The sequence below is a fragment of the Paractinoplanes maris genome, from assembly GCF_023544465.1.
Classification (GTDB): domain Bacteria; phylum Actinomycetota; class Actinomycetes; order Mycobacteriales; family Micromonosporaceae; genus Actinoplanes; species Actinoplanes maris.
The window spans coordinates 1-23,150 of sequence record NZ_JALPVL010000022.1 but is presented as its reverse complement, the minus strand read 5'-3'; the positions used below and the strand labels follow the sequence as shown (position 1 = coordinate 23,150).

Genomic DNA, 23,150 nt, shown 5'->3' with positions numbered 1-23,150 from the left:
TCAGCAGCGAACTCCTGGAGCTGCACCCGGACCTGCTCCAACCTGCCCTCATCCACACCGGGCAGCCAACCATCACCACACGACCGCTACAAGCGACACACCACAAAGACCTAACAAAGTCCTACTAGTTGACACCGAAGAGATCACTGGTTCGATCCCAGTATCGCCCACCAGCACAGAAGCCATGTCCGTGACGGACGTGGCTTCTTCTGGTTTCCGGAGCCGACCAACAAGCCAGCCTCAGCCAATCCGGCCGATGCCCGCCTGGCTGTCCAGGGGCGGGGCGGTAAGGGGCCAGCCGAGCGGGGCGGACCGAGTTGCCACCGCGGCGATTGTCTGTGGCACCCCGGGGATCGGCACGTTCTCGGCCGGGTCCTTGGATAGGCGGGCCACCTGGATGCACATCGACACGCCGGCGACCACGGCGAGGACGATCGAGGCCCAGGCGAGCAGACGACCGCGCTCGCCCGACAGCGGGACCTGCCGCAACGCGATGATGGCGAGGGCGGCGGCCACCGGCCAGCACAGGAAGACGCCGATGATTGCCGCGATGGCCAGCTTGTTCCACGGCGCCGGCCCGGCAGGACGCGTGCCTGGCCGGTAAGGAGCAGGACGCGTCCTCGTGTCCGCGCGGCTCGGGCCGGCGAGCCTGCGCAGGCGCAGGTGGTAGAGGAACTCCCAGAGGGCGAGCAGGCACACCGTCACCACGCCGGAGACCTTGATGAGCTGTGCGGCACTCGACTGCGGGGCCGGTTGGGCCTCGAGTGGCTGCGCGGCGTCGAGCGCCAGCGCGACCAGCGCGGTGAGCACCGTGACGGTCGGACCGAGCAGTTTGTCGACGTCGCCTACGCCGAAGACCCAGCGCAGGCAGTACCACATCATCGACAAGCCGAATCCGAGCAACCAGAAGCCGACGAGCCAGCCGAGCACGGGCAGTGTCGCGATGAGCCCGGTGCGGGCGATGATCCCCAGGCCGATGGTGACGCCGACCGAGAGCAACACCCGGCGCAGCGCGTCCCGGGACAGGCTTCGCGTACGCGGGTCCGGTCCGCCCGGCGTACTGATCCAGTAGATGCCGACTGCGCTGCCGGCGATGACACTGCCGCCCAGCATGTTGATCGAGGCGTTGCCGATGAAGGACCAGACGAGGCCGGTGAAGCCGAGGTCGGACAGGCTGAGAACGACGATCAGCAGGGCGCCGAGACGGGCCCGCCAGTCGGACAGGCGCTGGAAGCGTTCGCTGGGATCGGCCCCGGTCGGCTGGAACAGATCTTTCCCGAGCAGCCACGGGTTCAGGTAGGCGGAGCGGGCCCGGTAATAACGCATTCGGCGCCCCCGATTTGAAGTCGATCTTACTTGGACAGTAGGTATCGACCGGTCCACGATGCATCCGTCGAACAGCCATGGTCAACAGCCGAAAACCTGAGCGCCACGCGCACCGAATGCGGCAGACTCGTTTTAACGGTGCAACGAGGGGATCCATTATGGATTTGCCGAGTTCGGTCAATGACAACCCCGGTGTCAGCCTCATTTTCGGTTGTTGCGGAATCGTCTTCGTGGGGGTCGTCTTCGCAACGCTGTCGATGTGGTGGGACGTGCGACGCGCGGCCCGCCGGAACCCCGCGGCGCCCGGCCTGACCAGGGGTCAGCGACTCAATCACGCCGTGCACAGCTGGGACGACGAGGAACAGCAGAGGAAGCAGGCCAAGGCGCAGGCCTGGCAGGACAAGAAAGCCAAGTGGAGACGGCAAGGCAGGTGTGAGTGGTGCGGATCTCGCCACCACAGCTCAAGCCGGCACTGGACGGCCTGACGGTGATTGACGCCGCCTGAACAATGGGCAGCAATGAAGGCCTGAATGGGAACTTCGCCACTGCTATTCAAAGCGGCGGAGGGTAACCGTCGGCCTCGGGTTGTTCAATGGCGTTCAGGCGTCGGTAGCCGGTTGTTCCGAACGCTGCGGTTCCTGCGGCTGGGCGGCCCAACTGGCCAGCAGGTGTAGCGCGGCGTGCGACGCGGAGTCGGGCTCGGCGCTGTACATGACCAGGCTCTGGCCCGGGTCGGACGGCAGCGGCATCGACTCGAAGGGCAGCTCCAGGTCGCCGACGATCGGGTGGTGGATGCGCTTGGCGCCGGTCAGGTGGGCCCGCACGTTGTGGGAGGCCCAGCGGACCCGGAAATCGTCGCTGCGCGTCGAGAGTTGCCCGATCAAGTTCGACAGGTGCTCGTCGTACGGGTCCCGGCCGGCCGAACCGCGCAGCAGGGCCACCGCGTCGTCGGCGGCCTGGCCCCAGTCGCGCCAGAAGTCGCCGGCGTGGCGGTCGAGGAAAAGGAAACGGGCGTGATTCGGCGGCTTGACCGGATCGCTGAGGATCGGCGCGTACAGGGCCCGGCCCAGCTCGTTGGCGGCCAGGATGTCGAGGCGTGAGTCGACGATCAACGCCGGGGTCAGCACCATCGAGTCCATGATCCGCTGCACCGTGGGGCGCACCCGTGCCTGCGGTGGCCGGCGGCGGGCGGCGGGCCGGCTGGTGCTGGCCGTCTGCACGAGGTCGTGCAGGTGGGCGCGTTCGTCGTCGGTGAGCTGCAGTGCCTGAGCGATCCCGTCGAGGACGCTCTCGGAGGCGCCGGACACGTTGCCACGCTCGAGCCGGATGTAGTACTCGGCGCTGATCCCGGCCAGGGTGGCGACCTCCTCGCGGCGCAGACCGGCGACGCGGCGGCTGGTGCCGTACACGCGAAGCCCGGCCTGCTCGGGGGTGATCCGCGCGCGCCGGGTGGTCAGGAACTCCCGGATGTCGGCCCGGACCTGCTGCTTGTCGGCCATACCGTCGACCGTACGCGTCCGTTTTGCCGGGCTGACAGACCCTGCCAGGACCCCCCTCGCAGTACCCGGGCCAGAGGGACTCCTCCCGATGGCCGGCCTGCGGTTGCCTGGACGCAGGCCCCTCTGGGAGCCAGACCCATCCATTGACGAAAGAGGCACGTCATGACCACCGAAGTCACTGTTGTCATCGGCGCCGGCTCCATGGGACAGGCGATCGCCCGCCGCGTCGGCGTCAGCCAGACGATCCTGCTGGCCGACATCAACGAGGACAACGCCAAGGCCGCCGCGACCGCCCTGACCGGCGCCGGACACCAGACCAGCACCGCCCGCGTCGACGTGTCCTCACAGGATTCTGTCCGGGAGTTGGCCGACACCGCCGCGCAGCTCGGCGCCGTCATGCACGTGGTGCAGACTGCTGGGCTCTCCCCGGCGCAGGCGTCCCCGGAAGCGATCATTGCCGTCGACCTGGTCGGCACCGCCCACGTCCTCGACGAGTTCGCCCGCGTCATCGCGCCCGGCGGCTCCGGCATCGTCATCTCCAGCCAGGCCGGCTACATGATCCCGCCGCTGCCCGCCGAGCAGAATGAGGCCTTGGCCCGTACCCCGGCCGGTGAGCTCGCCGCACTGCCGTTCCTGCAGCCCGACACCATCACCAACTCCGGGATCGCGTACGCCGTGGCCAAGCGGGCCAACACGCTGCGCACCCAGGCCGCCGCCGTCACCTGGGGCGACCGCGGAGCTCGGGTCAACTCGCTGAGCCCTGGCATCATCATGACTCCGCTCGCGCTCGATGAGCTCAATTCCCCGGCCGGCGCCCTGTACCAGGAGATGATCAAAGCATCGGCGTCCGGCCGGGTCGGCACCCCGGACGAGATCGGCACTGTCGCCGCGTTCCTGATGGGCCGCGACGGCTCCTTCATCACCGGCTCCGACCTGCTCATCGACGGCGGCGTCATCGCCTCCATCGCCGCCGGCCGTTACCAGGTCCAGGTCGGCCGATCGGCGTGACGACCTGAAAGGGTCGCGCAAAGGAAGATCGACCACGACCTCACCGCGGCGCTGGGAAGGAGATCGCGTACAGGCTGGCGGCGTCGTACGAACTACTGATCGATGGCGGCCATGTTGGCCTCGTCGTGGCGCGCTCCGGCCGCCGGCTCCAGCCCGTCGAGGCGAGCGATCTGGGCGGGCGTGAGTTCGATGCCGTCCGCGGCGGTGTTCTCCTCGACGCGGGACACCCGGCGGGTGCCGGGGATGGGGGCGATGTCGTCGCCGCGGGTGAGGAGCCAGGCGAGCGCGGTCTGCGCCGGGGTGGCGCCGATCTCGGCGCCGATGGCCGTGACCTCGTCGACGAGGGCCAGGTTGCGCCGGAAGTTCTCGCCGGTGAACCGCGGGTTGGTCTTGCGCCAGTCGTCGTCGGCGAAGTCGTCGACGGTGCGGATCTGCCCGGTCAGCAGGCCGTGCCCGAGCGGTGAGTACGGGACGAGGCCGATGCCGAGCTCGCGCAGCAGCGGCAGGATCTCGGCTTCCACGTCGCGGGTCCACAGCGAGTACTCGGTCTGCAGGGCGGTGACCGGCTGGACGGCGTGGGCGCGGCGGATGGTCTCCGGCGACGCCTCGGAGAGGCCGAAGTGCAGCACCTTGCCCTGGGCGATGAGGTCGGCGACAGCGGCGGCGGTCTCCTCGATCGGCGTGTTGCGGTCGACGCGGTGCTGGTAATACAGGTCGATGTGATCGGTGCCGAGCCGCTCGAGTGATCCTTCGACGGCGGCCTTCACGTTGGCGGCGCTGCTGTCGGTGACGCCGGGGCCGCCGCCGGCGTGGGAGACCAGTCCGAACTTCGTGGCGATTCTGACCTGGTCGCGGCGTCCCCTGATCGCCTCGCCGACGATCTCCTCGCTGAGGAACGGGCCGTAGATCTCGGCCGTGTCGAGGTGGGTGACTCCGAGGTCCAGCGCGCGGTGGATCGTGCGGATCGACTCGGCGTTGTCGAGGGCGCCCTCGCTGGTGTAGGTGCCGGCCATGGTCATGGCGCCGAGGCCGATCCGCGAGACTTCCAGGGTGCCGAGGTGCGCGTTCTTCATGTCCGGCTCCTGAGTTCAGGTGGGTGAGGCTGCGGCAGGTCGCCACCGCTTCAGGAAACGCCTGTTCAGGGAGACGGAGAAGGTGCTGCTGGAGGGTGTGCCGGCAGCCCACCACTCGCCGGGTCCTGCTCCCAGCCGGCCAGCAGGCGCAGGGCGTCGTCGTCGGCGGATCCGGCCGGGGCGCTGAGCAGCGTCATGGACAGGCCGGGGTCGGCGGTCACCTGCAGGGTCTCGAAGGTGAGATCGAGCTCGCCGACGACCGGGTGGCGGAACTGTTTGATGCCGGTGCTGTGCAGCCGGACGTCATGAGCCGCCCACCGGGTCCGGAACTCCTCGCTGCGGGTGCCGAGCTCGCCGACCAGATCGGTCAAGGCCCGGTCGTACGGGTCCCGGCCCGCTTCAGTCCGCAGCATGGCCACGGTGGAGGTGGCGATGCGCTCCCAGTCCCGCCAGAAGACGCGGGCCCGGGGGTCGAGGAACGCGAACCGGGCGTGGTTGGCAGGCCGGGTGGTGTCGTCGAACATCGGCGCGTACAACGCCTGGGCGAGCGGGTTCGCGGCGAGAACGTCGCCGCGGCCGTTGCCGACGAATGCCGGTATCCCGGTCATCAGGTCGAGGACCCGGGCGACGGCCGGGCGGAGCTGCTGGGCGGGCGGTTTGCGCCGGGGGCGGAGGCCGGAGCCGGCGGCGCGGGCCAGGGCGGTCAGATGCTGCTGCTCGGCCTCGTCGAGGTGCAGGGCGCGGGCCAGGGCGTCGAGGACGCTCTCGGAGGCGCCGGCGAGGTTGCCCCGTTCCAGTTGGGCGTAGTACTCGACGCTCACACCGGCCAGGTCGGCGACCTCGCTGCGGCGCAGGCCGGGCACCCGCCGGTTGCGGTTGTAACTCGTCAGACCGGCCTGTTCGGGGCTGATCTTGGCCCGGCGGGAGCTGAGGAAAGCCTTCACCTCATCGCGGTTGTCCACGTCTCCAGGCTAAAGCGACTCGCCGATGCGAATGGTGGGCTGTCAGTACACCCACCGGCGGAACCATCCCGGCCGGATGAGGTGGGGCTCGCGCGAAGCACCGAGCATGAAGTCTTCAACGATGTCCCGCGGGAGACCACATGTCGACTTCTGACGCCGATGTCCAAGCCCTGGCGTTCGACGAACTGGGGCCCGTCGAGTATCTGATCGTGGAGTTCGGCTCGGGCCAGGTGACGGGAGCGGCCTTTCACGAGCTGCTCGACCTGGTCGCCGGAGATCACGTACGGGTCCTGGATCTGGAATTTGTGGGCCGTGATGCCGCCGGTGCGGTGACCCTGCTGGATCCGGACGCGATCGTCACCGCCGCCGGCGATGAGCTGGCCCAGTTCGCCGGGGCGTCCTCGGGCCTGCTCGACACCGATGACGCCATGGTCGTGGGCGATCTGATCAAACCGGGCAGTATCGCCGCGATCTTGATCTACGAAAGCGTGTGGGTGGCGGCCCTGGCCGCGCAACTGCCCCGGGACCAGGCGCGGGTGATCTCGATGGGTCAGATCCCGGCGCGCGAGCTGACCGGTGTTGTCGATGGGGCCCCGGCCTGAGAGTCGGCGCTGTGAGGAAAGGAGAGCCATGGGACTGCTCAGAGCGGCGGCGCGCACGGCGGTAGTTGCCGGCACCGCCACGCACGTGCACGGCCGGGTCGCGGCCCGGCAGCAGAACCGATGGGCACAGCAGACGGCCGCGCCACCCGCACCGGTCTCTCCGGAACGCGACACAGCGACGTTGATCGCCCAGTTGAAGGAACTCGGGCAACTTCGCGACGCCGGTGTGTTGAGCGAGGCCGAGTTCGAGGTGCAGAAGGCCCGCATCCTGCATCGCTGATCCTGGAGTAATGCGGGTGCGTCGGCGGACTGCCGGCCCTAGATTGCGTCGGGTGGACCTTTCGCATCTCGGCGCGCCGATCAGTCCGATGATCCGTGTCCACGGTGGGTTCGCCAACCGGTTGTACCGGCTCGACACCGATCAGGGGTCGTTCGCGGTGAAGGAGTTGAATCTCCTCGATCGCCGGTCGGCCTACCGCGCCGAGGAGGTGTTCCGGTTCGAGCGGGCGGCCTTCGCGGCCGGCATCCCGATGCCGGAGCCGATCTCGGCCGGGCCGCACACGTTGGTCCACCGGTGGGTCGAGGGCGAGAAGGTGCCCGAAGCTCCCGTGTCACCGGCGTACGCGTTCGAGGTCGGGGAGATTCTCGCCCGCATCCACGCGCTCGACGTCGTGTGGACCGACGTCGAGATCGAGGAGCCGACGTCGTGGGACTGGCCCGAACTCGCCGAGCGGGCCACGGCGACCGGACAGCCCTGGGCCGGCGACCTGAGCTCCCAGGTGGCGACGTTGCTGGCGATGGCCGACTTCGTCGACACCTGCGAGCGTCCCGGCCCCGTGGTGCTGACCCACCGGGACATCCAGCCGTGGAACCTGCTCGCTCGCGAGGGCCGGCCGGTGGTGCTCGACTGGGAGCTCTCGGGGCTGCTCGACCTGTCCGGTGAGCTCGGCTCGACCGCGCTGAGCCTGGCCAAGGGGCCGGGTTTCGACGACATCGAGCCGGCCATCTTCCGCTCGGTGCTCGACGGCTATGTCGCCGGGGGTGGAGCGCTGCCGCCGCCGGGTCCGAGCTGGTTCGTCTTCCTGATCAGTGGCTGGCTGGGGTTCACGAGGTGGAACATCCTGCGCTGTCTCGCCGGTGTCGAGGCCGGCACCGGCCCGGACCTCGCGCTGTCGCAGGAGTCCGTGCGCAACGGCGTACGCGGTCTGCCCGAACTGTTCGGCCGGCTTCCCGAACTCGAGGCGCTGCTCGAGTGACCGAGGTCCCGGGCTCACGACTCCGTGAAGACGGGGCGCCCGTCGATGCTGGTGGCGTTCTTGGTGCGGCGGTAATCGGCCAGGTCGGCCTCGGTGCGGCGCTCGTGGGCCCGGATCAGCAGGTCGCGGTCGCCCTCGTAGGACATCAGGGGGACGGCGTAGCCGCAGGAGTCGCTCACCCGGGTCACGGTCACGTCGATCACCGAGCGGACGGCATGGGTGTCCGGTGGCGCGGGGAACAGGGGCTGCAGGTCGGCGAACTCCGGGGACGTGACCGGCACGGCGCGGGCGTGGCCGTGCAGGCGGACGATGTTGGGTGGGCCCTGGAAGGCGCAGAACATCAGGGTGATCCGGCCGTTCTCGTCGAGGTGGGCGATCGTCTCGGCGCCGCTCCCGTGATAATCCAGGTAGGCGACCCGGTGCTCGCCCAGCACGATGAACGTGCCGCCCATGCCCTTGGGTGAGACGTTGACGTGGCCATCCGCGCCGCTGGGCGCGGTGGCCACGAAGAACATCGGCTGCGCCTCGATGAAAGCTCGCAACCGTCCGTCGATCCGCTCGTGCACCTTCATGGTGTGATCCTGCCTCGGCGCCGGTCGGTGGTCGACGGAGTTCCCACATGGTTAATCGCTGCTGTGCCAGGAATGCCACAGGGCCGCATACGGGCCCTCGGCGGCCACCAGCTCGTCGTGGGTGCCGACCTCGATGATCCGGCCGTCCTCCATGACGACCACGCGGTCGGCGTCGTGGGCGGTCTGCAGGCGGTGGGCGATGGCGATCACTGTGCGTTCGTGCAGGACGGCGGCCAGTGCCCGCTCGGCGGTGCGGGCGGCGGTCGGGTCGAGCAGAGCGGTGGCCTCGTCGAGGATGACCGTGTGCGGGTCGGCCAGCACCACGCGGGCCAGGGCCAGCTGCTGGGCCTGGGCGCCGTCGGGCGGCTGCTCGCCCAGGTCGCAGTCGAGGTCGTCGGCCCAGTCGGCGCCGACCATCTTGAGGGCTCGGCGCAGGTCGTCGTCGGGGGCGGTGATCATCAGGTTGTCGCGGAGCGACTCGCGGAAGATGTGGTGTTCCTGGGTCACCAGGACGACCTGGTTGCGCAGCACGTCGGCCGGCAGGTCGGCGACCGGGACGCCGCCCACGGTGAGCGAGCCCGAACTCGGCCGGTCGACACCGGCGATCAGGCGCCCCAGCGTCGATTTACCCGCGCCGGAGAGGCCGACGATGGCCAGCCGCTCACCCGGGCGCACGGTCAGGTTCACGTCGTGCAGCACGTCGCGCCCCTGGTCGTAGGCGTAGCGCACGTCGGTGATCTCGATGCGGTCGTCGGTCGGCAGTGTGGTCGCGACCGGTGGCGCGGCCGGCACCGCGGCCAGGCCCTCGATGCGGGCGAAGGACGCGCTGCTGCTCTGCAACGACTCGATCCAGATCAGGATCATGTCGAGCGGGCCGACCAGCTGGCGCAGGTAGAGCACCGCGGCGCTGACCGTGCCCAGCGTGACGCGGCCCTCGAAGAACAGCCAGCCGCCCAGCAGCAGCACCAGGACGCTGGGCACCGCATACGAGATCTCGACCGACGGGAAGAAGAAACTGCGCAGCCCCAGGGTGCGCAGGCGGGTGCGCCGGGTCTCGGCGATCGCGTCCCGCCCGACCTCGAGGCGGCGCCCGGCCAGGTCGAACGCCTCGATGGTGCGGGCGCCCGCAGTGGTCGCGGCCAGCTCGTCGGCCAGCCGCGAATTGGCCTCACCCTCGGTGAGGTAGGCCGAGCGGGCGCGGCGCAGATACCACCTGGTCGAGAACCAGATGCCGGACAGGCCGACCACCCCGACGATGCCGAGCAGCGGGTTGAGCACCAGCACGGCGACGATGATGAAGATGATCTGGATGACGCCGATGAAGATGCTGGGCAGGATGTCGCGCAGCGTATTGGCCACCGCGTCGACGTCGGTGGTGCCCCGGGCGGCCAGGTCGCCGGCCGGCACCCGCTCGATCACCGCGGCCGGCAGGGCGAGCGAGCGGCGCAGGAAGCCCTCGCGGATGCGGGCGGCGGTGCGCTCACCGAAGCGGTAGGCGATCGACAACGACTGCCGGGACAGCACCGTCTGGGCGACCGCGCAGGCCAGCACGGCCGCGGCGAGCTTGTCGATCGCGTCGGCCCCGCCGCCCGAGGCGACCTCGTCGATGATGCGGCCGAGCAGCCACGGCCCGCCCAGACCGGCCAGCGCGGCCAGCCCGTTCAGGGTCAGCATCACGGCCACCGACCGGCGGTCGGCCCGCACCAGGCGCCAGGCGGCGCGACCGACCTGGCGTTGATCGGCGACGGGGAGATTCACTCGTCCTCCTCGAACACCCGCGTCACCAGGTCGCGGTAGCCGGGGGCGGTGGCCAGCAGCTCGCGGTGCGTGCCGGTGGCGGCGACCCGGCCGTCGACCAGGTGATGGACGACGTCGGCCCGGTCGAGCAGCACCGGTGACGTGGTCGCCACGACCGTGCCGCGGCCGCGCCGGGCCGTGCTCAGGCGTTCGGCGATGGCGGCCTCGGTGTGCGCGTCGACGGCCGAGGTCGGCTCGGCGGTCAGCAGCATCTCGGGGTCGGCGTGCACCGCCCGGGCCAGCCGGACACGTTGCCGCTGGCCGCCGGAGATGTTGCGACCGGCCCACTCGATCGGCCGGTCGAGCTCGGCCGCCACGTCATGGGCGACGGCCGTGGTGATCGCTGTGCGGACGCGGTCGTCGTCGGGCTCGGCACGACCGGCCACCACCTCGCGCAGCGGCCCGGCGAACAGGGCCGCGTCGGGCTCGGCGACCAGGATGCGCGAGCGGACCTCGGGCTGGGCCACCCCGGCCAGCGGGCGGCCGCCCCAGGTGGCGTCGGTCGGGCCGTAGGCACCGAGCCGGTCGATCACCCCGGCCGCGTCGGAGGGGCGGGCGCCGGCCAGGGCGGTCAGCCGGCCGGGCTCGACGAACACGCCCGACGCGGGATCGTGCAACGTGGCCGGGCCGTCGGGGGCCGGGCCACCGGACGGGTCGTCGGCGGGCAGCCGCAGGAAGTCGACCACGCGGCGGGCCGACACGAGGCCGCGGGTCACGTCGAACGAGCAGAAGATCAGCACATTGACCGGGATGACCAGCATGGCCGTGTATCCATACACCCCGACCAGCTCACCGACGGTGAGCTCGCCCGAGGCGGCCAGCCGGGCCGCGAGCCAGACGACCACCGCCAGGAACACCACGGGCAGGCCGTCGCCGAGCGCGCCGATCCAGCTGAACGGCCCGCCCACCCGATAGCCCTGGTCGCGTAGCCGGGCCGACTCCCGGTCGTACCGCTCGAGGTGGGTCTGTTTGCCGCCCAGCCCGTTGAGGATGCGCAGGCCGCCCAGCACGTCGACCAGCCGGGCGTTCAGCTCGCCCTGCTGCTCGCGGTAGCGCAGCCCGGCCCGCTGGCCGCGCTGGAGCAGCGGGCCGACGAAGAGCGCGAGCAGCGGCACGCCGATCAGCACGACGAAGGCCAGCATGTGCGAGATGCGGAAGAGCACCACGGCGACCACCGAGATCGCCAGGGCCGAGGCCACGCCGACGCCGCCGACATTCATCGCACGGCCGATCGTCCACACGTCGGAGATGCCGATGGTGACGACCTCGCCCGCGGTGATGCGCCGGGGCAGGGCCGAGCCCAGCCGCGTGGCGTGGGTCATCACCAGGTCGGCGGTCTGCAGGGCGACCGTCATGCGCAGCTTGGTCATGCTGCGGTGCCGCATGATGCCGAGTCCGGCACTGGCCGCGCCGACGACCAGCACGGCCACGGCCCAGCCGATCAGCGTGCCCGGCTCCCGCGCGGCCAGGCCGTGGTCGATGGCCCGGGACAGCAGCCAGGGCGCGGAGGTGAGAGTGAGCAACCACAACGATCCGAACATCGCGCCGAGTGCCACCCGGCCCTTGTTGCTGCGCCCCAACCACCAGAGAAATCTTGCCGGTCCCCGTATGTCCACGCGGCCATGCTGCCTCATGAGGGTCGATGAACGCCGCCCAGTTTCACCCGGTTGTGGATAACCGCACGGATGGGCCCCGCGGCCGTCCACAGGCCGCGACGGCCGGATAAAGTAGGTGTATCAGACCGCGGCCGGCAGATTGGCCGAGCTGAACGCCCGGCCGTCGTCGGTCACCACCGCCGAGCCGTATCCGTCGGCGGACCGCTTCGCGAGCCAGGCGATCCCGGCCTCCCCCATCGCCAGCGCCGCCGTGGCATAGGCGTCGGCGACCGACAGGTCGGGCCCCACCACCGTCACCGAGCGCAGCCCCTCGGCGGGCCGTCCGGTCCGCGGGTTGACGATGTGGTCGCCGCGCTCGTAGGTGCCCGACGTGGCCACCGCGCCGTCGTGCAGCGCGAGCACCCAGCTGACCTTGTCGGCCTCCCACGGGTGCCGGATGCCGACCCGCCACGGGCCGCCGTCGGGGTGGTTGCCGCGCATGCGGATGTCGCCCCCGGCGTTGATGTAGTGATCGTGCGAGCCGGCGGCCAGCAGCCGGGCGGCGGCCACCTCGACCGACCAGCCCTTGACATAGCCGGACGGGTCGAGCGCCCCCGACGCGTACGCGTCGAAGTAACCGTCCGTATCGCGCCAGAGATCAGCACACGCCTCGAGGACGTGCCGGAGGTCGGCCGAGGCGTCCTCCAGGCGCAGCTCGCGACGGCCGAACCGGGACACCTCGCTGTCCGCCTTGTACGTGCTGAACCGGGCATCCACCTCGTGCAGCCAATCGCACACGCCCGCGATGAGCCCACGTAGCTCGGCCTCGGGCCGGTCGTCACCCAGCTCGATGCTGACCGTCGTACCCATCACATGTTCGACATGGCGCACAGAGCGTGACCCTACGCCTTTGCCGCGTCCAGTGCCGCCTGGAGTGACTTCACGTAGGACTCGCTGGTGTAGGTGGCGCCGGAGACGGCCGCGACGTCGGCATTCTGCGCCTTGAGCGTCGACTGCTTGAGGGTGGCGATGGCCGGCGGATTGATCGTGGCGCTGTCGTTCGCGGTCGGGTAGGTGGCCGCGGCGTCGATGATCTCGCCGCCCTCGATCTTGATGCTGACCTGAATCCTGCCGTACGGGTTGGCGGCCGCGTCGCCCTTGAAGACGCCGTCCTTGAGGCCGCTTTTCGGCTTCTCAGCGGGCTTCTCGGCCGGCTTCTCCTTGGACCCGGCGACCGGCTTCTTGGAGGACGGCTTGGGGGCCGGCGTGCTGTCGGCCAGGTCGGCCACCGGCGCGGCCACGGCGGGGGCCTCGGGCGGCGTCACGCTCAGTCGCACCCCGATGATCAGGGCGGCGCCGGTGAGGGTGCCGACGGCTGCTGCGGTACTGCGTCGCATCGAGAAACTCCTAGTTAGAACTCGAACGGATCGAGGTGCAGCTGGCTGTCCGGGACGTCGAGCTCGCGCAGCGTGCCGACCGCGGCCTCGACCAGCCCGGGCGGGCCGCAGAGGTAGACGTCGCGCCGGCTCACGTCGGGCACCAGGCCGACCATTCCCTCGGGGGTGAACAGCCGGCGCGGGCCCGGATCGTTGCGCCCGCCCACGATGTAGCGGACCCAGGCGTCGCGCTGCTCGGCCAGTTCCTCGAGCTCGCCCCGGAAGACCAGTTCGTCGGGGCGGCCGGCCCGGTAGATCACGATCGTGTCGGCCGGCATGTCTTCCAGCAGGGCCCGGATCGGCGCGATACCGCTGCCCCCGGCGATCAGCAGGGCCCGGCGCCGGGTGCGGCGCTGGGCGGTGAAGACGCCGAACGGTCCCTCGGCCCACACCGGCGTGCCCGGCTTCATCTGAGCCAGGAGCGAGGTGTGCCCGCCGACCGCGGTCACGGTGAGCCGCAGCCACTGCGCGTTGGGCGCGGCCGACAGCGAGAACGGGTGCGACTGCCACCAGCCGTTACGGGTCAGGAAGCGCCACCGCATGAACTGGCCGGCCTGGGCGGGCAGCTTCTCGAGGTTCTTGCCGTCGATGTAGATCGAGAACGTGTTGCCGCCCTCGGAGACGACCTCGGCCACCTCGAACTTGTGCCGCAGGTTGAGCCAGAGCGGCTCGACCAGGCGGCCCCAGACCAGCGCCGAGATCACCAGCGCGGTCAGGGCCGGCCAGAAGATCGACGCGAACGGGCCGCTCAGGTTGGCCCCGGTGGCGACCTGGTGGCCGTAGCCGAGCAGCAGGATCAGGTAACCGGTCAGGTGGATGAGGTGCCACAACTCGTACGGAAGCTTGGTCTTGGCCGCCCGCATCGAGATCAGGCTGATGACCACGAGGATGATCGTCGCCGCCGAGGCGCTGAGCATCTCGGGCAGCGTGGTGATGATCGTCCAGCCCTGCTCGACGACGCCGGTCTCGGCGGTGAGCGCGTAGCCGTACACGATGAACACGATGTGGGCGAGCACGAAGAACGTCAGTGAGGTGCCCAGCCAGCGGTGCCAGCGCAGCAGATCGCGCGCGCCGACCCACTCCTCGAGCCAGCTGACCCGGCTCATCATCAGCAGCTGGATGAAGAGCAGGTAGCCGCCGATCAGGCCGGTGATGCGCCCGGCCGCGAGCATCAGGCTGGCGGTGTCGCTGACCTCGCCCGCCTGCGTCTCGAACAGCCAGAGCGAGACGCTGGTGGCCAGGCCGGCGAAGAACAACAGGACGGTGAGCAGGCGGTTGCCCGAGATGGCCTCGGCCGGCGGGCGGTCGTCGGGGATCGGCGGCTGCGCGGGGCCGGCCGCCTTCCATCCGGTCGGGTCGGTCTGCGACTCGACGAGGATGTCGCTGCGACGGTACGGGTCGTCGCGGTAGGGGTCGTCGGGCCAGGGATCCGACTCCTCGTAACGACCCTGCGCGGGTGCCTCGTCACGGTCCGGGGCGGGCCAGCGGTCGTCCTCGTCATCGGGCGCGGATCGCAGGTCGGCGAAGTATTGAGCGTCCTCGTCCGGTTCGTAGCGCTGATCCTGGAACGTCTGGAACGTCGGCGGTCCCTGCGCCATGTTCGTCACCCGTTCGCGGTCGGTCCGGTCGTCGGCCACCCCCTGCGGCTGACGTGACGACCCGGTCTCGGGGAGCCGTCTGGCTGTTGTACGCACCCGGCGCCGCCTTCGCTCAACCCGAGCCGGAAAATCTCGGTGCCCGGCCGTTCGATAGGTTCGGCGCATGAGCGCCGACAACCCCGACCTGGTCACGGTGGTCGGCATCGGCGCCGGCGGGTGGTCGTCGCTTGCGGGTACGAGCCGGAGCGCGCTCTCCTCGGCCCGGGTGATCATGGGCAGCGACCGGCAGCTCGCCCTGCTCCCGGCGTCGATCGAGGCACAGCGCGTCCCGTTGCCGTCGCCGCTGCTGCCCGCCCTGGGTGCGCTGCTCGAGCAGTACGCCGGGGCTGGGCTCGCGGTGCTGGCCAGCGGCGATCCCATGTTCCACGGCATCGGGGCGACGCTGGTGCGGTTGGTCGGTCCCGATCGCGTACGGGTCGAGCCGCACCCGTCGTCGGCGGCGCTCGCGGCGGCCCGGCTGGGGTGGCCCCTGGCGTCGACCGAGGTGCTCAGCCTGGTGACGGCCGACCCCGCGACCGTACGGCGGGCGTTGAACCCGGGGCGGCGGGTGCTGGTGCTGGCCCGGGACGCCTCGACCCCGGCCACCGTGGCGGCGCTGGTCACCGAGGCCGGCTACGGGTCGGCGGTGATCACCGTGCTGGAGCAACTGGGCGGCCCGGCCGAGCGGATCCACTCCGGGGAGGCGGCATCCTGGGACAGCCCACCCGGGGACCCGCTGGCCGTGATCGCGATCGACTGCGGGACCGACGGCCCGGCGACCTCGCTGGTGCCCGGGCTCCCGGACCCGGCCTACCAGACCGACGGCCAGCTCACCAAGCGTGAGGTGCGGGCCGTGACCCTGTCGGTCCTGGCACCGGTGCCGGGCGAGCTCCTGTGGGACGTGGGCGCGGGGTCGGGCAGCATCGGCATCGAGTGGATGCGCAGCCATCCGACGTGCCGCGCCGTCGCCGTCGAGCCCACTCCCGCTCGCGTCGCCCACATCCGGGCAAATGCCGCCGAGCTGGGTGTTCCCGGTCTGCGGATCATCACCGGCCGCGCCCCCGAAGCCCTCGCCGATCTCCCCGTACCCGACGCGATCTTCATCGGCGGCGGCGTGACCCGCGACGGCGTGCTCGACGCCTGCCTGTCCGCGCTGCGCCCCGGCGGCCGCCTGGTCGCCAACGCGGTGACCGTCGAGTCCGAGGCCGTGCTGGCCGCGGCCTACGCCAAGCTCGGCGGCGAACTGATCAGACTCTCCGTGAGCCGAGGCTCACCGGTGGGCGGCTTCACGGGATGGAGAGCAATGATGCCGGTGACGATCTGGTCGGTCACGACATGACGGTGCACTTCATCGGGGCCGGGCCGGGAGCGGCCGACCTGATCACCGTGCGGGGGCAGCGCCTGATCGCGTCGGCGCCCGTCTGCCTGTACGCGGGCAGCCTAGTGCCACCCGAGCTGCTCGAATGGTGCCCGCCCGGCAGCCGCCGGATCGACACCGCCGACCTGACCCTCGACCAGATCATCGCCGAGCTGGTGGCCGCCCACGCCGCCGGCCAGGACGTCGCCCGCCTGCACTCCGGCGACCCCTCGGTCTTCAGCGCGGTCGCCGAGCAGATGCGCCGCCTCGACGCCGCCGGTGTCCCCTACGACGTCGTCCCCGGCGTCCCCGCTTTCGCCGCCGCGGCCGCCTCCCTGCACCGTGAGCTCACCGTGCCCGGCGTAGCCCAGACCGTGATCCTGACCCGCACCGCCGAACGCGCCACCGCCATGCCCGAGGGCGAAGACCTGGCCACCCTCGCCGCGAGCCGCTCCACCATGGTTTTGCACCTAGCCGTCCAGCGCATCGACGCCGTCGCGGCCGAACTGCTCCCCCACTACGGCGCCGACTGCCCCGTGGCCGTGGTCGCCCGGGCCAGCCGCCCCGACGAGCTGATCGTCCGGGGCACGCTCACCGACATCGCCGCCCGCGTCAAGGAGGCCGGCATCCGCCGCACCGCAGTCATCGTGGTCGGCGCAGCCCTCACCGCCTCCCACTTCCCCGACAGCCACCTGTATTCCGCGGACCGCTGCCGCCCCCAGCCCCATGCCTGACCAGCACAACGGCCCGCCCACCGCACCAAATCCCGCCAGCCCGACCGACAAGACCACCGCCGATGGGCCGAGCGCTTCCCGGCCGCGCGTGCTGATTCTTGGCGGCACGAGTGAGGCTCGGGAACTCGCGGGATCGCTGCCGGCCTTCGCGGTGATCACATCGCTGGCCGGGCGGACCTCCTCTCCTCTGCTGCCCGCCGGAGAGGTGCGGATCGGCGGGTTCGGCGGGGCCGACGGGCTGGCCGCCTATCTGCGGACGCAGCACATCGACGTGCTGGTGGACGCGACACACCCGTTCGCGGCGACGATCAGTGGCAACGCGGCCGAGGCGGCGGGCTCGGCCGGGGTGCCGTTGATCGTGCTGCGCCGGCCGGGATGGACCGAGCAGGCCGGTGATGTGTGGCATCGCGTACGGGATCTGCGGGAAGCCGCCTCGCTGCTGCCCCAGCTCGGCCACCGGGTGTTCCTCACGACCGGGCGACAGGGCATCGCCGCCTTCGCCGAGGTGGACGCCTGGTTTTTGGCGCGCTCGGTCGAACCGCCGGAACCACCCATGCCGGGCCGGCTCGAAGTGCTGCTCGACCGCGGGCCCTTCACACTCGCGGGCGAGCGCCGCCTGCTGGCCGGGCATCGCATCGACGTGCTGGTCAGCAAGGACAGTGGCGGGCCCGGCGCCAAGCTGGTGGCCGCCCGGGAAAGCGGCCTCCCGGTCGTCATGGTGGATCGCCCGCCCACCCCGGCGACGGCCCACACCGTGGTCTGCGTCGCCGAGGCGGTCGAACGGCTGACGACCCTGCGGGACGCCCGCTGAGTTGATCGCTGAAGGCCGGACCTGGATGACTCATGGCCAGGATCCTGCTCCGGGGGTACGACACTTTTCCGGCCGCTGAAGCTCGCGGGGCGGACAGAGGAGCGTCGACAGTCCTACGTGGAGGCTACTGACCGAGCAGCCAGCGGGACGGTGCGGCCAGCCGGCGGGCGGCGGTCGGCCCCCACGAGCCCTGCGCATAGGCGACCGGCTTGGGCCGGTTCTCCAGCAGCGGCGTCACGGTCTTCCACGTGGCGCTCAGACCGTCCGGCCGGGTGAACAGCGACCGGTCCCCCAGCAGCACGTCGTTGATGAGCCGGGCGTAGGGCGGCAGCGGCACCGCGTCGGGCAGTTCCTCGAGTGGCAGCCGCACCGAACCGGCCTCCACGTCGAGCGCCACCCCGGGCCGCTTCACCAGCAGTGACAGGTCGATCTTGCCGTCGCCGGCGAGGTCGAAGGTCAGCACGTTGGCCTGGGGCGGCAGATCGGGCAGCGGCTTCGGCGGCGTCTTGAGCACCAGGCTCACCACCTGCCGGCTGTCGGCCATCCGCTTGCCGGTGCGCAGCAGGAACGGCACTCCCCGCCAGCGCGCGTTGTCGATCCAGAGCTTCGCGGCCACGTACGTGTCGGTGGTCGACCCCCGCTTGACTTCCTTGATCGACTTGTAGCCGGTGTATTGCCCGAGCACCACCTCGGCCGGGTCCAGCGGCCGGAACAAGCGGATCACCCGTTCCCGGGCCGGCTGCAGGTCGGCCGCCCCGAGGCTGGCCGGCGGCTCCATCGCGACCTCGGCCGCCACCTGGAACAGGTGCGTCACGAGCATGTCGAGCACCGCACCGGTGGCGTCGTAGAAGCCGGCCCGCTGCTCCACCCCTAGCGTCTCGGGCACGTCGATCTGCACACTTTCGATGTGCTCGCGGGTCCACAGGGCCGCGAACGCCTCGTTGGCGAATCGGGTGACGTGCAGGTTCTGGGTGGCTTCCTTGCCCAGGAAGTGGTCGATCCGATAGACCTGATCCTCGTCGAAGACCCGGTGGACGAGCCGGTTGAGCGAGCGGAAGGCCGTCGGTGAGGTGCCGAACGGCTTCTCGTAGACGACCCGGGCGTCCGCGGCCAGGTCGTGCTCACCCAGCGCCTTCGTGGTCTCCTCGAACGCCACCGGCGGGATCGCCAGGTAGTGCACCAGCTGTGGCGAGCCGCCGAGCTCGGCCCGGGACGCCTCGATCACGTCGAGCAGACTGCCCGGGTCGCCGGTCCGGAATCCCCCGCCGGCGAAGCGCAACCGGTCGGCGAACTGTTTCCACGGCCCGTCGGCCGGCGCCGGCCCGAACTCTTCCAGCGCCTCTTTGACGTGCCCGCGGAAGTCCTCGTGGGAGACGTCGCCGCGGCCGTTGCCGACCAGGATCCACTCCTCGGGCAGCAGGCCCTCGATCGCGAGCGTGTAGAAGGCCGGCAGCACCATCCGCCGGGCCAGGTCACCGGTCGCCCCGAAGAGCACGAACACCGTGGGGCCGGGAGTCTTCGCCATGACCAGCCAATGCCCGGCACTCCCGGGCCTCACACCGGCTGTGACGACCGGAACGTTCCCCGATAGGCCTGCGGCGTCGTCGACAGGCGCTGCGCGAAGTGGTGCCGCAGCGTCGCCGCGCTGCCGAAGCCGGCTCGTTCGGCGATCGCGTCGACGCCGAGGCCGGAGTCCTCCAGCAGGTTGCGGGCGAGGAGCATGCGCTGGCTGATCAACCAGTCGTGGGGTGTGGCGCCCGTTTCTTCGCGGAACTTGCGGGCGAACGTGCGCGGTGCCATGTGGGCGAGCTCGGCCATGGTGTCGACCGTGTGCGGCTGGTCGAGGGTGGCCAGCACGGCCGACAGCAGGGGCTGCAGGGTCTCGCATTCCACGGCCTTGAGCGGCGTCTCGATGTATTGCGCCTGGCCACCCTCGCGATGCGGCGGCACGACCATGCGCCGGGCCAGCATCGTGGCCACCGCCGTGCTGTGCTCCTGACGGATCAGGTGCAGCCCGGCGTCGATGCTCGCGGCGGTGCCGGCGCTGGTCAGGATCCGCCCGTCCTGCACGTAGAGCACGTCGGGGTCGACGATCGCGGCCGGATACAGCTGGGACAGGCGGGCCGTGTGCAGCCAGTGCGTGGTGCAGCGGCGGCCGTCGAGCAGGCCGGCCGCACCCAGGGCGAAGGCTCCCGTGCACACGCTCATCACCCAGGCGCCCCGCTCGTGCGCCCGCCGGAGGGCGGCCAGGACCGAGGCGGGTGGCGTGAAGGCCGGGTTGTCGAAGGGCGCGACCACGACCAGGTCGGCCTCCTCGGTGCGGGACAGGTCATGCCGTACGGAAATGTCGAACCCGGCCCGGCTGGGCACCGCCTCGCCGTCGACCGAGCAGACCGCGAAGTCGTACGAGGGCAGTCCGTCGGCCGAGCGGTCGTAGCCGAACATCTCGCACAGCACGCCGAGCTCGAAGACGGCCACCTCGGGAAGGACGATCACGGCCACGTTACGGAGCATGTGACGGAGCATACGGCGGGTTGGCAGGATTTAGAAGGTGTATGGCATCACTGCCACTGTCGACCTTGGAGCAACCGGACGATGCTCATCTCATGGCTATCGCACTCGCACTCTTCTTCCTGGTCATCCTCGCCTTCGCCGTCACCGGTCACGTGGCCGACACACGTGACAGCGCCGACTGGAAGCCTTCGGACGAGGGCTTCCGCCACAGTTGAGAAAGCGGGGCGGCCCGAGGGCCGCCCCGCTGAAACCGTCAGACGCCGGCCATGGCGGCGTTACGAGTGGTGATCGAGTCACGCCAGTCCGGGCGGATGACCCGGGTGACCTCGGCCACCGGGCGACGCTCGCGACGCTTGTGCAGCACCACGCAGACGATCGAGGCGCTGATCAGGCCCACGGTCGAGGACGCCCAGAGCGGCGGCTGACCGGTCAGAACCCCGTACGCCAGCCAGGAAGCGCACGCCCCGGCGGCCATCCGCCAGCGCAGCGGCGAGAGGCCCGACAGATCCAGATCGCGGTCGCGCAGCAGCGCGAGCGGCTGCGGGATGGCCGAGAGGAACGAGATCCCGGCCAGCAGCGTGCCGAGCATCGAGGCGGCCGCGTGCCCGCTGATTCCCGGCAGAGCGGCCAGACCGAGGGCGAGCAGGGCCGCCGCCACGACGCTGCCGCCGCTGGCCGCGCTGACCCGCAGAGCCGCCCGCGACCGCAGCTGCGGCTGGGTGATCAGCAGCGCGGACAGGATCGCCAGCCCGGTCAGGCCGGTCGCCACGTTGGTCAACACCTGGATGCGCTGCCCGGCCAGCAGACCGTAGGTGATCCACCCGAACGGCATCGCCACCCCGAGGGCGCAGGCCGTGGCGGACAGGCCGCTCGTCCGGCGCTGGACGCACGACTTGTAGACCTGGGGCCAGGACAGGGACACGGACAGCGCGGCGGCGATGAAGCCGAGGGCGTGGATGAACATGATCCTTTTCTCGGGTCGGGGTCGGGTTGCCCCCTTCCCTTCGCCGCGGATCCCGGGCGGCTGACCGGCTGCCACCGGACGGCAACGAGGTGCCCCCGAACGGCAACCGTCCGGTCCGGGCGTTTTCGCAGGGGTAAGGCGCACAGGGGCCCAGGGGGGTGACAACGCCGTGGCACCGTTTGGCACAGTGGACGAATGCTCACCGACGTGGATCTGCCGGCGCCCGGACTCCTCTGGACGCGCTGGGTGACGCTCTCCGCAGCGCTGACCGGCATCGGCTACGCCGACGTCTGGTTCGTCGACGAGCACGGCGCGCACCACGACGACCATGGCGGCAGCTGGGCCCGGCTGGCGCTGGTCGACGGGGCCCGGGCGGTGCTGTTCGGCTACGACCGTGACCACAGCGCCACCGTCGACGCCGACCCGCCGATCGACCTGCTCACCGGCGCGCCCTCGTGGCTGCCCTGGGACGATCTGACCACGCTGGCCGAGTCCGACCGGCTGGGCTTCGTGGTGTGGCACGCCGAGGGCCGCTGGTCCCGCACCCGTTACCGCGACGGGATCAGCGACGGCCTGACCAGCACGGTCGCTCCGGTCATGAGCAACGAGAACACGCTGCGCGAGCTGTCCGAGGTCGTCACCGAGTGGGGGCAGCACGAGCTGCGGACACCGGCCGAGCGCGACGACGTGCGCAGCGCGAGCGAGGACCTGCTGACCGCGGCGGTGCGCGGCGAGATCTCCGGCTCGTCCTTCGAGCGGCTGCTCGGCCGGTTGACCGAGCCCGCCCTCGACCTGCGGGCCGCCCTGTTCGCGGCCGGCCGGGGCGGCGTCACCGCGGGCACCAAGCCGCCCCGGATCCCGCCCGGCGAGCGGCCGCCGATGCGCCGGGTGCGCCGGCTCAGCCAGGGCGAGCACGACCGCCTGGTGTGGGCCGCGATGCAGGACGCCACCGAGCTCAACCGGCCCGAGCCGCCGGTCACGGCCGAGCTCGAGGCGCTGGCGGCGTGGATGCGCGAGCGGTCACCGAACCAGGACGGCCGCTGCACGATCCTGGCCTACGCCGACTCGACCAGCCTGAGTGTGCAGGCGGGCAAGCACCCGCCGGCCGACCAGCCCGGCGAGCCCCGCTTCGGCACGTTCCAGCAGATCAGCGACCTGTTGCGGCAGGTGCGCCGGGCCGAGGCCGACCCCCGGTACGGCCGGTGGCTCTTCCTGCGCGTGCAGACCACCGCGACCGAGATCCTCATCGAGCGCCGGTACGACTCGTGGCCGAAGTGGTGGGCCGACGACGGCGTCTCGGGCCCGTGGCGCACCAACCTGCTGGAGGAGACGCAGAGCCGGGCCCCGCAGTGGCGGCCGGCCTGGACCCGGCTGCTGGATTCCGAGGTCGCCTACCGCCCGGCGGGCTGAGGCCGGCTCAGCGCGCCTTGCCGTCCTTGAGCAACGCGACGGATTTCGCCAGCCGGCGCGCTCGCGTCTCGGCGGTCTTGGCCCCGGTGAGCTGGTCGACGTGATAGCGCTGGTGGGAGAAGGACAGCGTGGCCCAGAAGTCGCGGGCCGCGGGCTCGGCGTCGAGCGCGGCGCGCAGGTCGTCGGGCACCTCGATCTCGCGCGGGGCGGCGTCGAGCTCGATCTCCAGGTCGTACGTCTCGCCGCCGCTGACCCCGGCCGCGTCGCGGCGCTCGGCGCTGACGCCGAGCCAATAGCGGCCGCCCATCTTGGCGATCGTCGACCGGAAGGTGAAGCCGTTCACCACGACCACGACCTTGGGCCGGCCGCCGCCGCCCAGCTCGCCGACGAACTCGTCCGGCACCTCGAACCCGGTCGTGGTGCCACCCGTCCGCTGCAATTCCGCGCGAAGTTTCACACGGCTCAGCCTAAGAGAGTGTTGTGATACCTCGGTGTGATCTTCGGTAACGATGTCAGCGAAGATCACGTGTGTGTCGTTGTGTCTGTAAACCCGCGTACGAGTCCTCACTGACCGACGGGCAGTGGGAGGTCTTGGAA

The 23,150-nt window shown here is 71.0% G+C and carries 23 protein-coding genes; 9 read left to right on the top strand and 14 right to left on the bottom strand.

The window, feature by feature from the left end:
* Positions 1-240 precede the first annotated feature (240 nt).
* Both NAG42_RS43565 and NAG42_RS43560 read right to left on the bottom strand, forming a co-directional pair.
* Complete coding sequence (locus tag NAG42_RS43565) at positions 241-1,383, bottom strand: hypothetical protein (protein ID WP_250038433.1); 1,143 nt, start codon at positions 1,381-1,383, stop codon at positions 241-243.
* A 542-nt stretch (positions 1,384-1,925) separates the two neighbouring features.
* Positions 1,926-2,825, bottom strand: a complete 900-nt coding sequence (locus NAG42_RS43560; protein WP_250038432.1) for a helix-turn-helix transcriptional regulator — start codon at positions 2,823-2,825, stop codon at positions 1,926-1,928.
* 162 nt (positions 2,826-2,987) lie between these two features.
* Between NAG42_RS43560 and NAG42_RS43555 the strand changes: the two genes are divergently transcribed.
* Entirely contained in the window at positions 2,988-3,833 is an 846-nt protein-coding gene (locus tag NAG42_RS43555; RefSeq protein WP_250038430.1) for an SDR family oxidoreductase, read from the top strand.
* Positions 3,834-3,925: 92 nt separating this feature from the next.
* Here the strand turns inward: NAG42_RS43555 and NAG42_RS43550 are convergent, their stop codons facing one another.
* Both NAG42_RS43550 and NAG42_RS43545 read right to left on the bottom strand, forming a co-directional pair.
* A complete protein-coding gene (locus tag NAG42_RS43550) occupies positions 3,926-4,906 on the bottom strand; it encodes an aldo/keto reductase (protein ID WP_250038429.1) in 981 nt (326 codons plus the stop codon).
* Positions 4,907-4,971: 65 nt separating this feature from the next.
* Entirely contained in the window at positions 4,972-5,868 is an 897-nt protein-coding gene (locus NAG42_RS43545; RefSeq protein WP_250038428.1) for a helix-turn-helix domain-containing protein, read from the bottom strand.
* Positions 5,869-6,008: 140 nt separating this feature from the next.
* Here NAG42_RS43545 and NAG42_RS43540 point away from each other — a divergent pair, with 140 nt between their 5' ends.
* The 3 genes from NAG42_RS43540 to NAG42_RS43530 are packed head-to-tail and all read left to right on the top strand — an operon-like array spanning position 6,009 to position 7,726.
* The gene (locus NAG42_RS43540; RefSeq protein ID WP_250038426.1) at positions 6,009-6,470 is read left to right on the top strand and encodes a DUF6325 family protein; all 462 of its coding nucleotides are present in this window, start codon (positions 6,009-6,011) and stop codon (positions 6,468-6,470) included.
* A gap of 28 nt (positions 6,471-6,498) precedes the next feature.
* Positions 6,499-6,750, top strand: a complete 252-nt coding sequence (locus tag NAG42_RS43535; protein WP_250038424.1) for an SHOCT domain-containing protein — start codon at positions 6,499-6,501, stop codon at positions 6,748-6,750.
* 52 nt (positions 6,751-6,802) lie between these two features.
* Positions 6,803-7,726 (top strand): phosphotransferase family protein, encoded by a 924-nt coding sequence (locus NAG42_RS43530; RefSeq protein WP_250038423.1) that lies wholly within the window; start codon positions 6,803-6,805, stop codon positions 7,724-7,726.
* 14 nt (positions 7,727-7,740) lie between these two features.
* On the opposite strand, the gene NAG42_RS43525 is transcribed toward NAG42_RS43530, so the two are convergent.
* The 6 genes from NAG42_RS43525 to NAG42_RS43500 all read right to left on the bottom strand — a co-directional run bounded on the left by NAG42_RS43525 (position 7,741) and on the right by NAG42_RS43500 (position 14,724).
* Entirely contained in the window at positions 7,741-8,298 is a 558-nt protein-coding gene (locus tag NAG42_RS43525) for a pyridoxamine 5'-phosphate oxidase family protein (RefSeq protein ID WP_250038422.1), read from the bottom strand.
* A gap of 51 nt (positions 8,299-8,349) precedes the next feature.
* Positions 8,350-10,056: an ABC transporter ATP-binding protein gene (locus NAG42_RS43520; protein ID WP_250038421.1), complete on the bottom strand. Its 1,707-nt coding sequence runs from the start codon at positions 10,054-10,056 to the stop codon at positions 8,350-8,352.
* Positions 10,053-11,636, bottom strand: a complete 1,584-nt coding sequence (locus tag NAG42_RS43515; RefSeq protein WP_250038436.1) for an ABC transporter transmembrane domain-containing protein — start codon at positions 11,634-11,636, stop codon at positions 10,053-10,055. The genes NAG42_RS43520 and NAG42_RS43515 overlap by 4 nt, the downstream gene beginning before the upstream one ends.
* A 195-nt stretch (positions 11,637-11,831) precedes the next feature.
* The gene (locus NAG42_RS43510) at positions 11,832-12,560 is read right to left on the bottom strand and encodes an FAD:protein FMN transferase (protein ID WP_250038435.1); all 729 of its coding nucleotides are present in this window, start codon (positions 12,558-12,560) and stop codon (positions 11,832-11,834) included.
* A gap of 32 nt (positions 12,561-12,592) precedes the next feature.
* On the bottom strand, positions 12,593-13,087 hold the full coding sequence (locus NAG42_RS43505) for an FMN-binding protein (RefSeq protein WP_250038420.1): 495 nt from the start codon (positions 13,085-13,087) through the stop codon (positions 12,593-12,595).
* Positions 13,088-13,101: 14 nt separating this feature from the next.
* Positions 13,102-14,724, bottom strand: coding sequence for a ferredoxin reductase family protein (locus NAG42_RS43500; RefSeq protein ID WP_250038419.1), 1,623 nt, complete (start codon positions 14,722-14,724; stop codon positions 13,102-13,104).
* A gap of 163 nt (positions 14,725-14,887) precedes the next feature.
* Here NAG42_RS43500 and cbiE point away from each other — a divergent pair, with 163 nt between their 5' ends.
* From cbiE to NAG42_RS43485, 3 genes are all read left to right on the top strand, one after another.
* A complete protein-coding gene (gene cbiE / locus NAG42_RS43495) occupies positions 14,888-16,102 on the top strand; it encodes a precorrin-6y C5,15-methyltransferase (decarboxylating) subunit CbiE (protein ID WP_250038418.1) in 1,215 nt (404 codons plus the stop codon).
* The gene (gene cobM, locus NAG42_RS43490; RefSeq protein WP_250038417.1) at positions 16,057-16,854 is read left to right on the top strand and encodes a precorrin-4 C(11)-methyltransferase; all 798 of its coding nucleotides are present in this window, start codon (positions 16,057-16,059) and stop codon (positions 16,852-16,854) included. Before cbiE ends, cobM begins: the two co-directional genes overlap by 46 nt.
* 88 nt (positions 16,855-16,942) lie before the next feature.
* Positions 16,943-17,665 (top strand): cobalt-precorrin-6A reductase, encoded by a 723-nt coding sequence (locus tag NAG42_RS43485; protein WP_250038416.1) that lies wholly within the window; start codon positions 16,943-16,945, stop codon positions 17,663-17,665.
* A 124-nt stretch (positions 17,666-17,789) separates the two neighbouring features.
* Here the strand turns inward: NAG42_RS43485 and NAG42_RS43480 are convergent, their stop codons facing one another.
* Together NAG42_RS43480 and NAG42_RS43475 are read right to left on the bottom strand one after the other, a co-directional pair.
* Entirely contained in the window at positions 17,790-19,190 is a 1,401-nt protein-coding gene (locus tag NAG42_RS43480) for a glucose-6-phosphate dehydrogenase (protein ID WP_250038415.1), read from the bottom strand.
* Between the two features lie 29 nt (positions 19,191-19,219).
* Entirely contained in the window at positions 19,220-20,179 is a 960-nt protein-coding gene (locus NAG42_RS43475) for a GlxA family transcriptional regulator (protein ID WP_250038414.1), read from the bottom strand.
* A 92-nt stretch (positions 20,180-20,271) separates the two neighbouring features.
* On the opposite strand from NAG42_RS43475, the gene NAG42_RS44750 reads away from it, so the two are divergent.
* A complete protein-coding gene (locus NAG42_RS44750; RefSeq protein ID WP_284046749.1) occupies positions 20,272-20,394 on the top strand; it encodes a hypothetical protein in 123 nt (40 codons plus the stop codon).
* A gap of 38 nt (positions 20,395-20,432) precedes the next feature.
* Here the strand turns inward: NAG42_RS44750 and NAG42_RS43470 are convergent, their stop codons facing one another.
* The gene (locus NAG42_RS43470; RefSeq protein ID WP_250038413.1) at positions 20,433-21,143 is read right to left on the bottom strand and encodes a SemiSWEET transporter; all 711 of its coding nucleotides are present in this window, start codon (positions 21,141-21,143) and stop codon (positions 20,433-20,435) included.
* 195 nt (positions 21,144-21,338) lie between these two features.
* Between NAG42_RS43470 and NAG42_RS43465 the strand changes: the two genes are divergently transcribed.
* Positions 21,339-22,553: a hypothetical protein gene (locus NAG42_RS43465; RefSeq protein WP_250038412.1), complete on the top strand. Its 1,215-nt coding sequence runs from the start codon at positions 21,339-21,341 to the stop codon at positions 22,551-22,553.
* A 7-nt stretch (positions 22,554-22,560) separates the two neighbouring features.
* On the opposite strand, the gene NAG42_RS43460 is transcribed toward NAG42_RS43465, so the two are convergent.
* Positions 22,561-23,010, bottom strand: coding sequence for a YdeI/OmpD-associated family protein (locus tag NAG42_RS43460; RefSeq protein ID WP_250038411.1), 450 nt, complete (start codon positions 23,008-23,010; stop codon positions 22,561-22,563).
* Positions 23,011-23,150 lie beyond the last annotated feature (140 nt).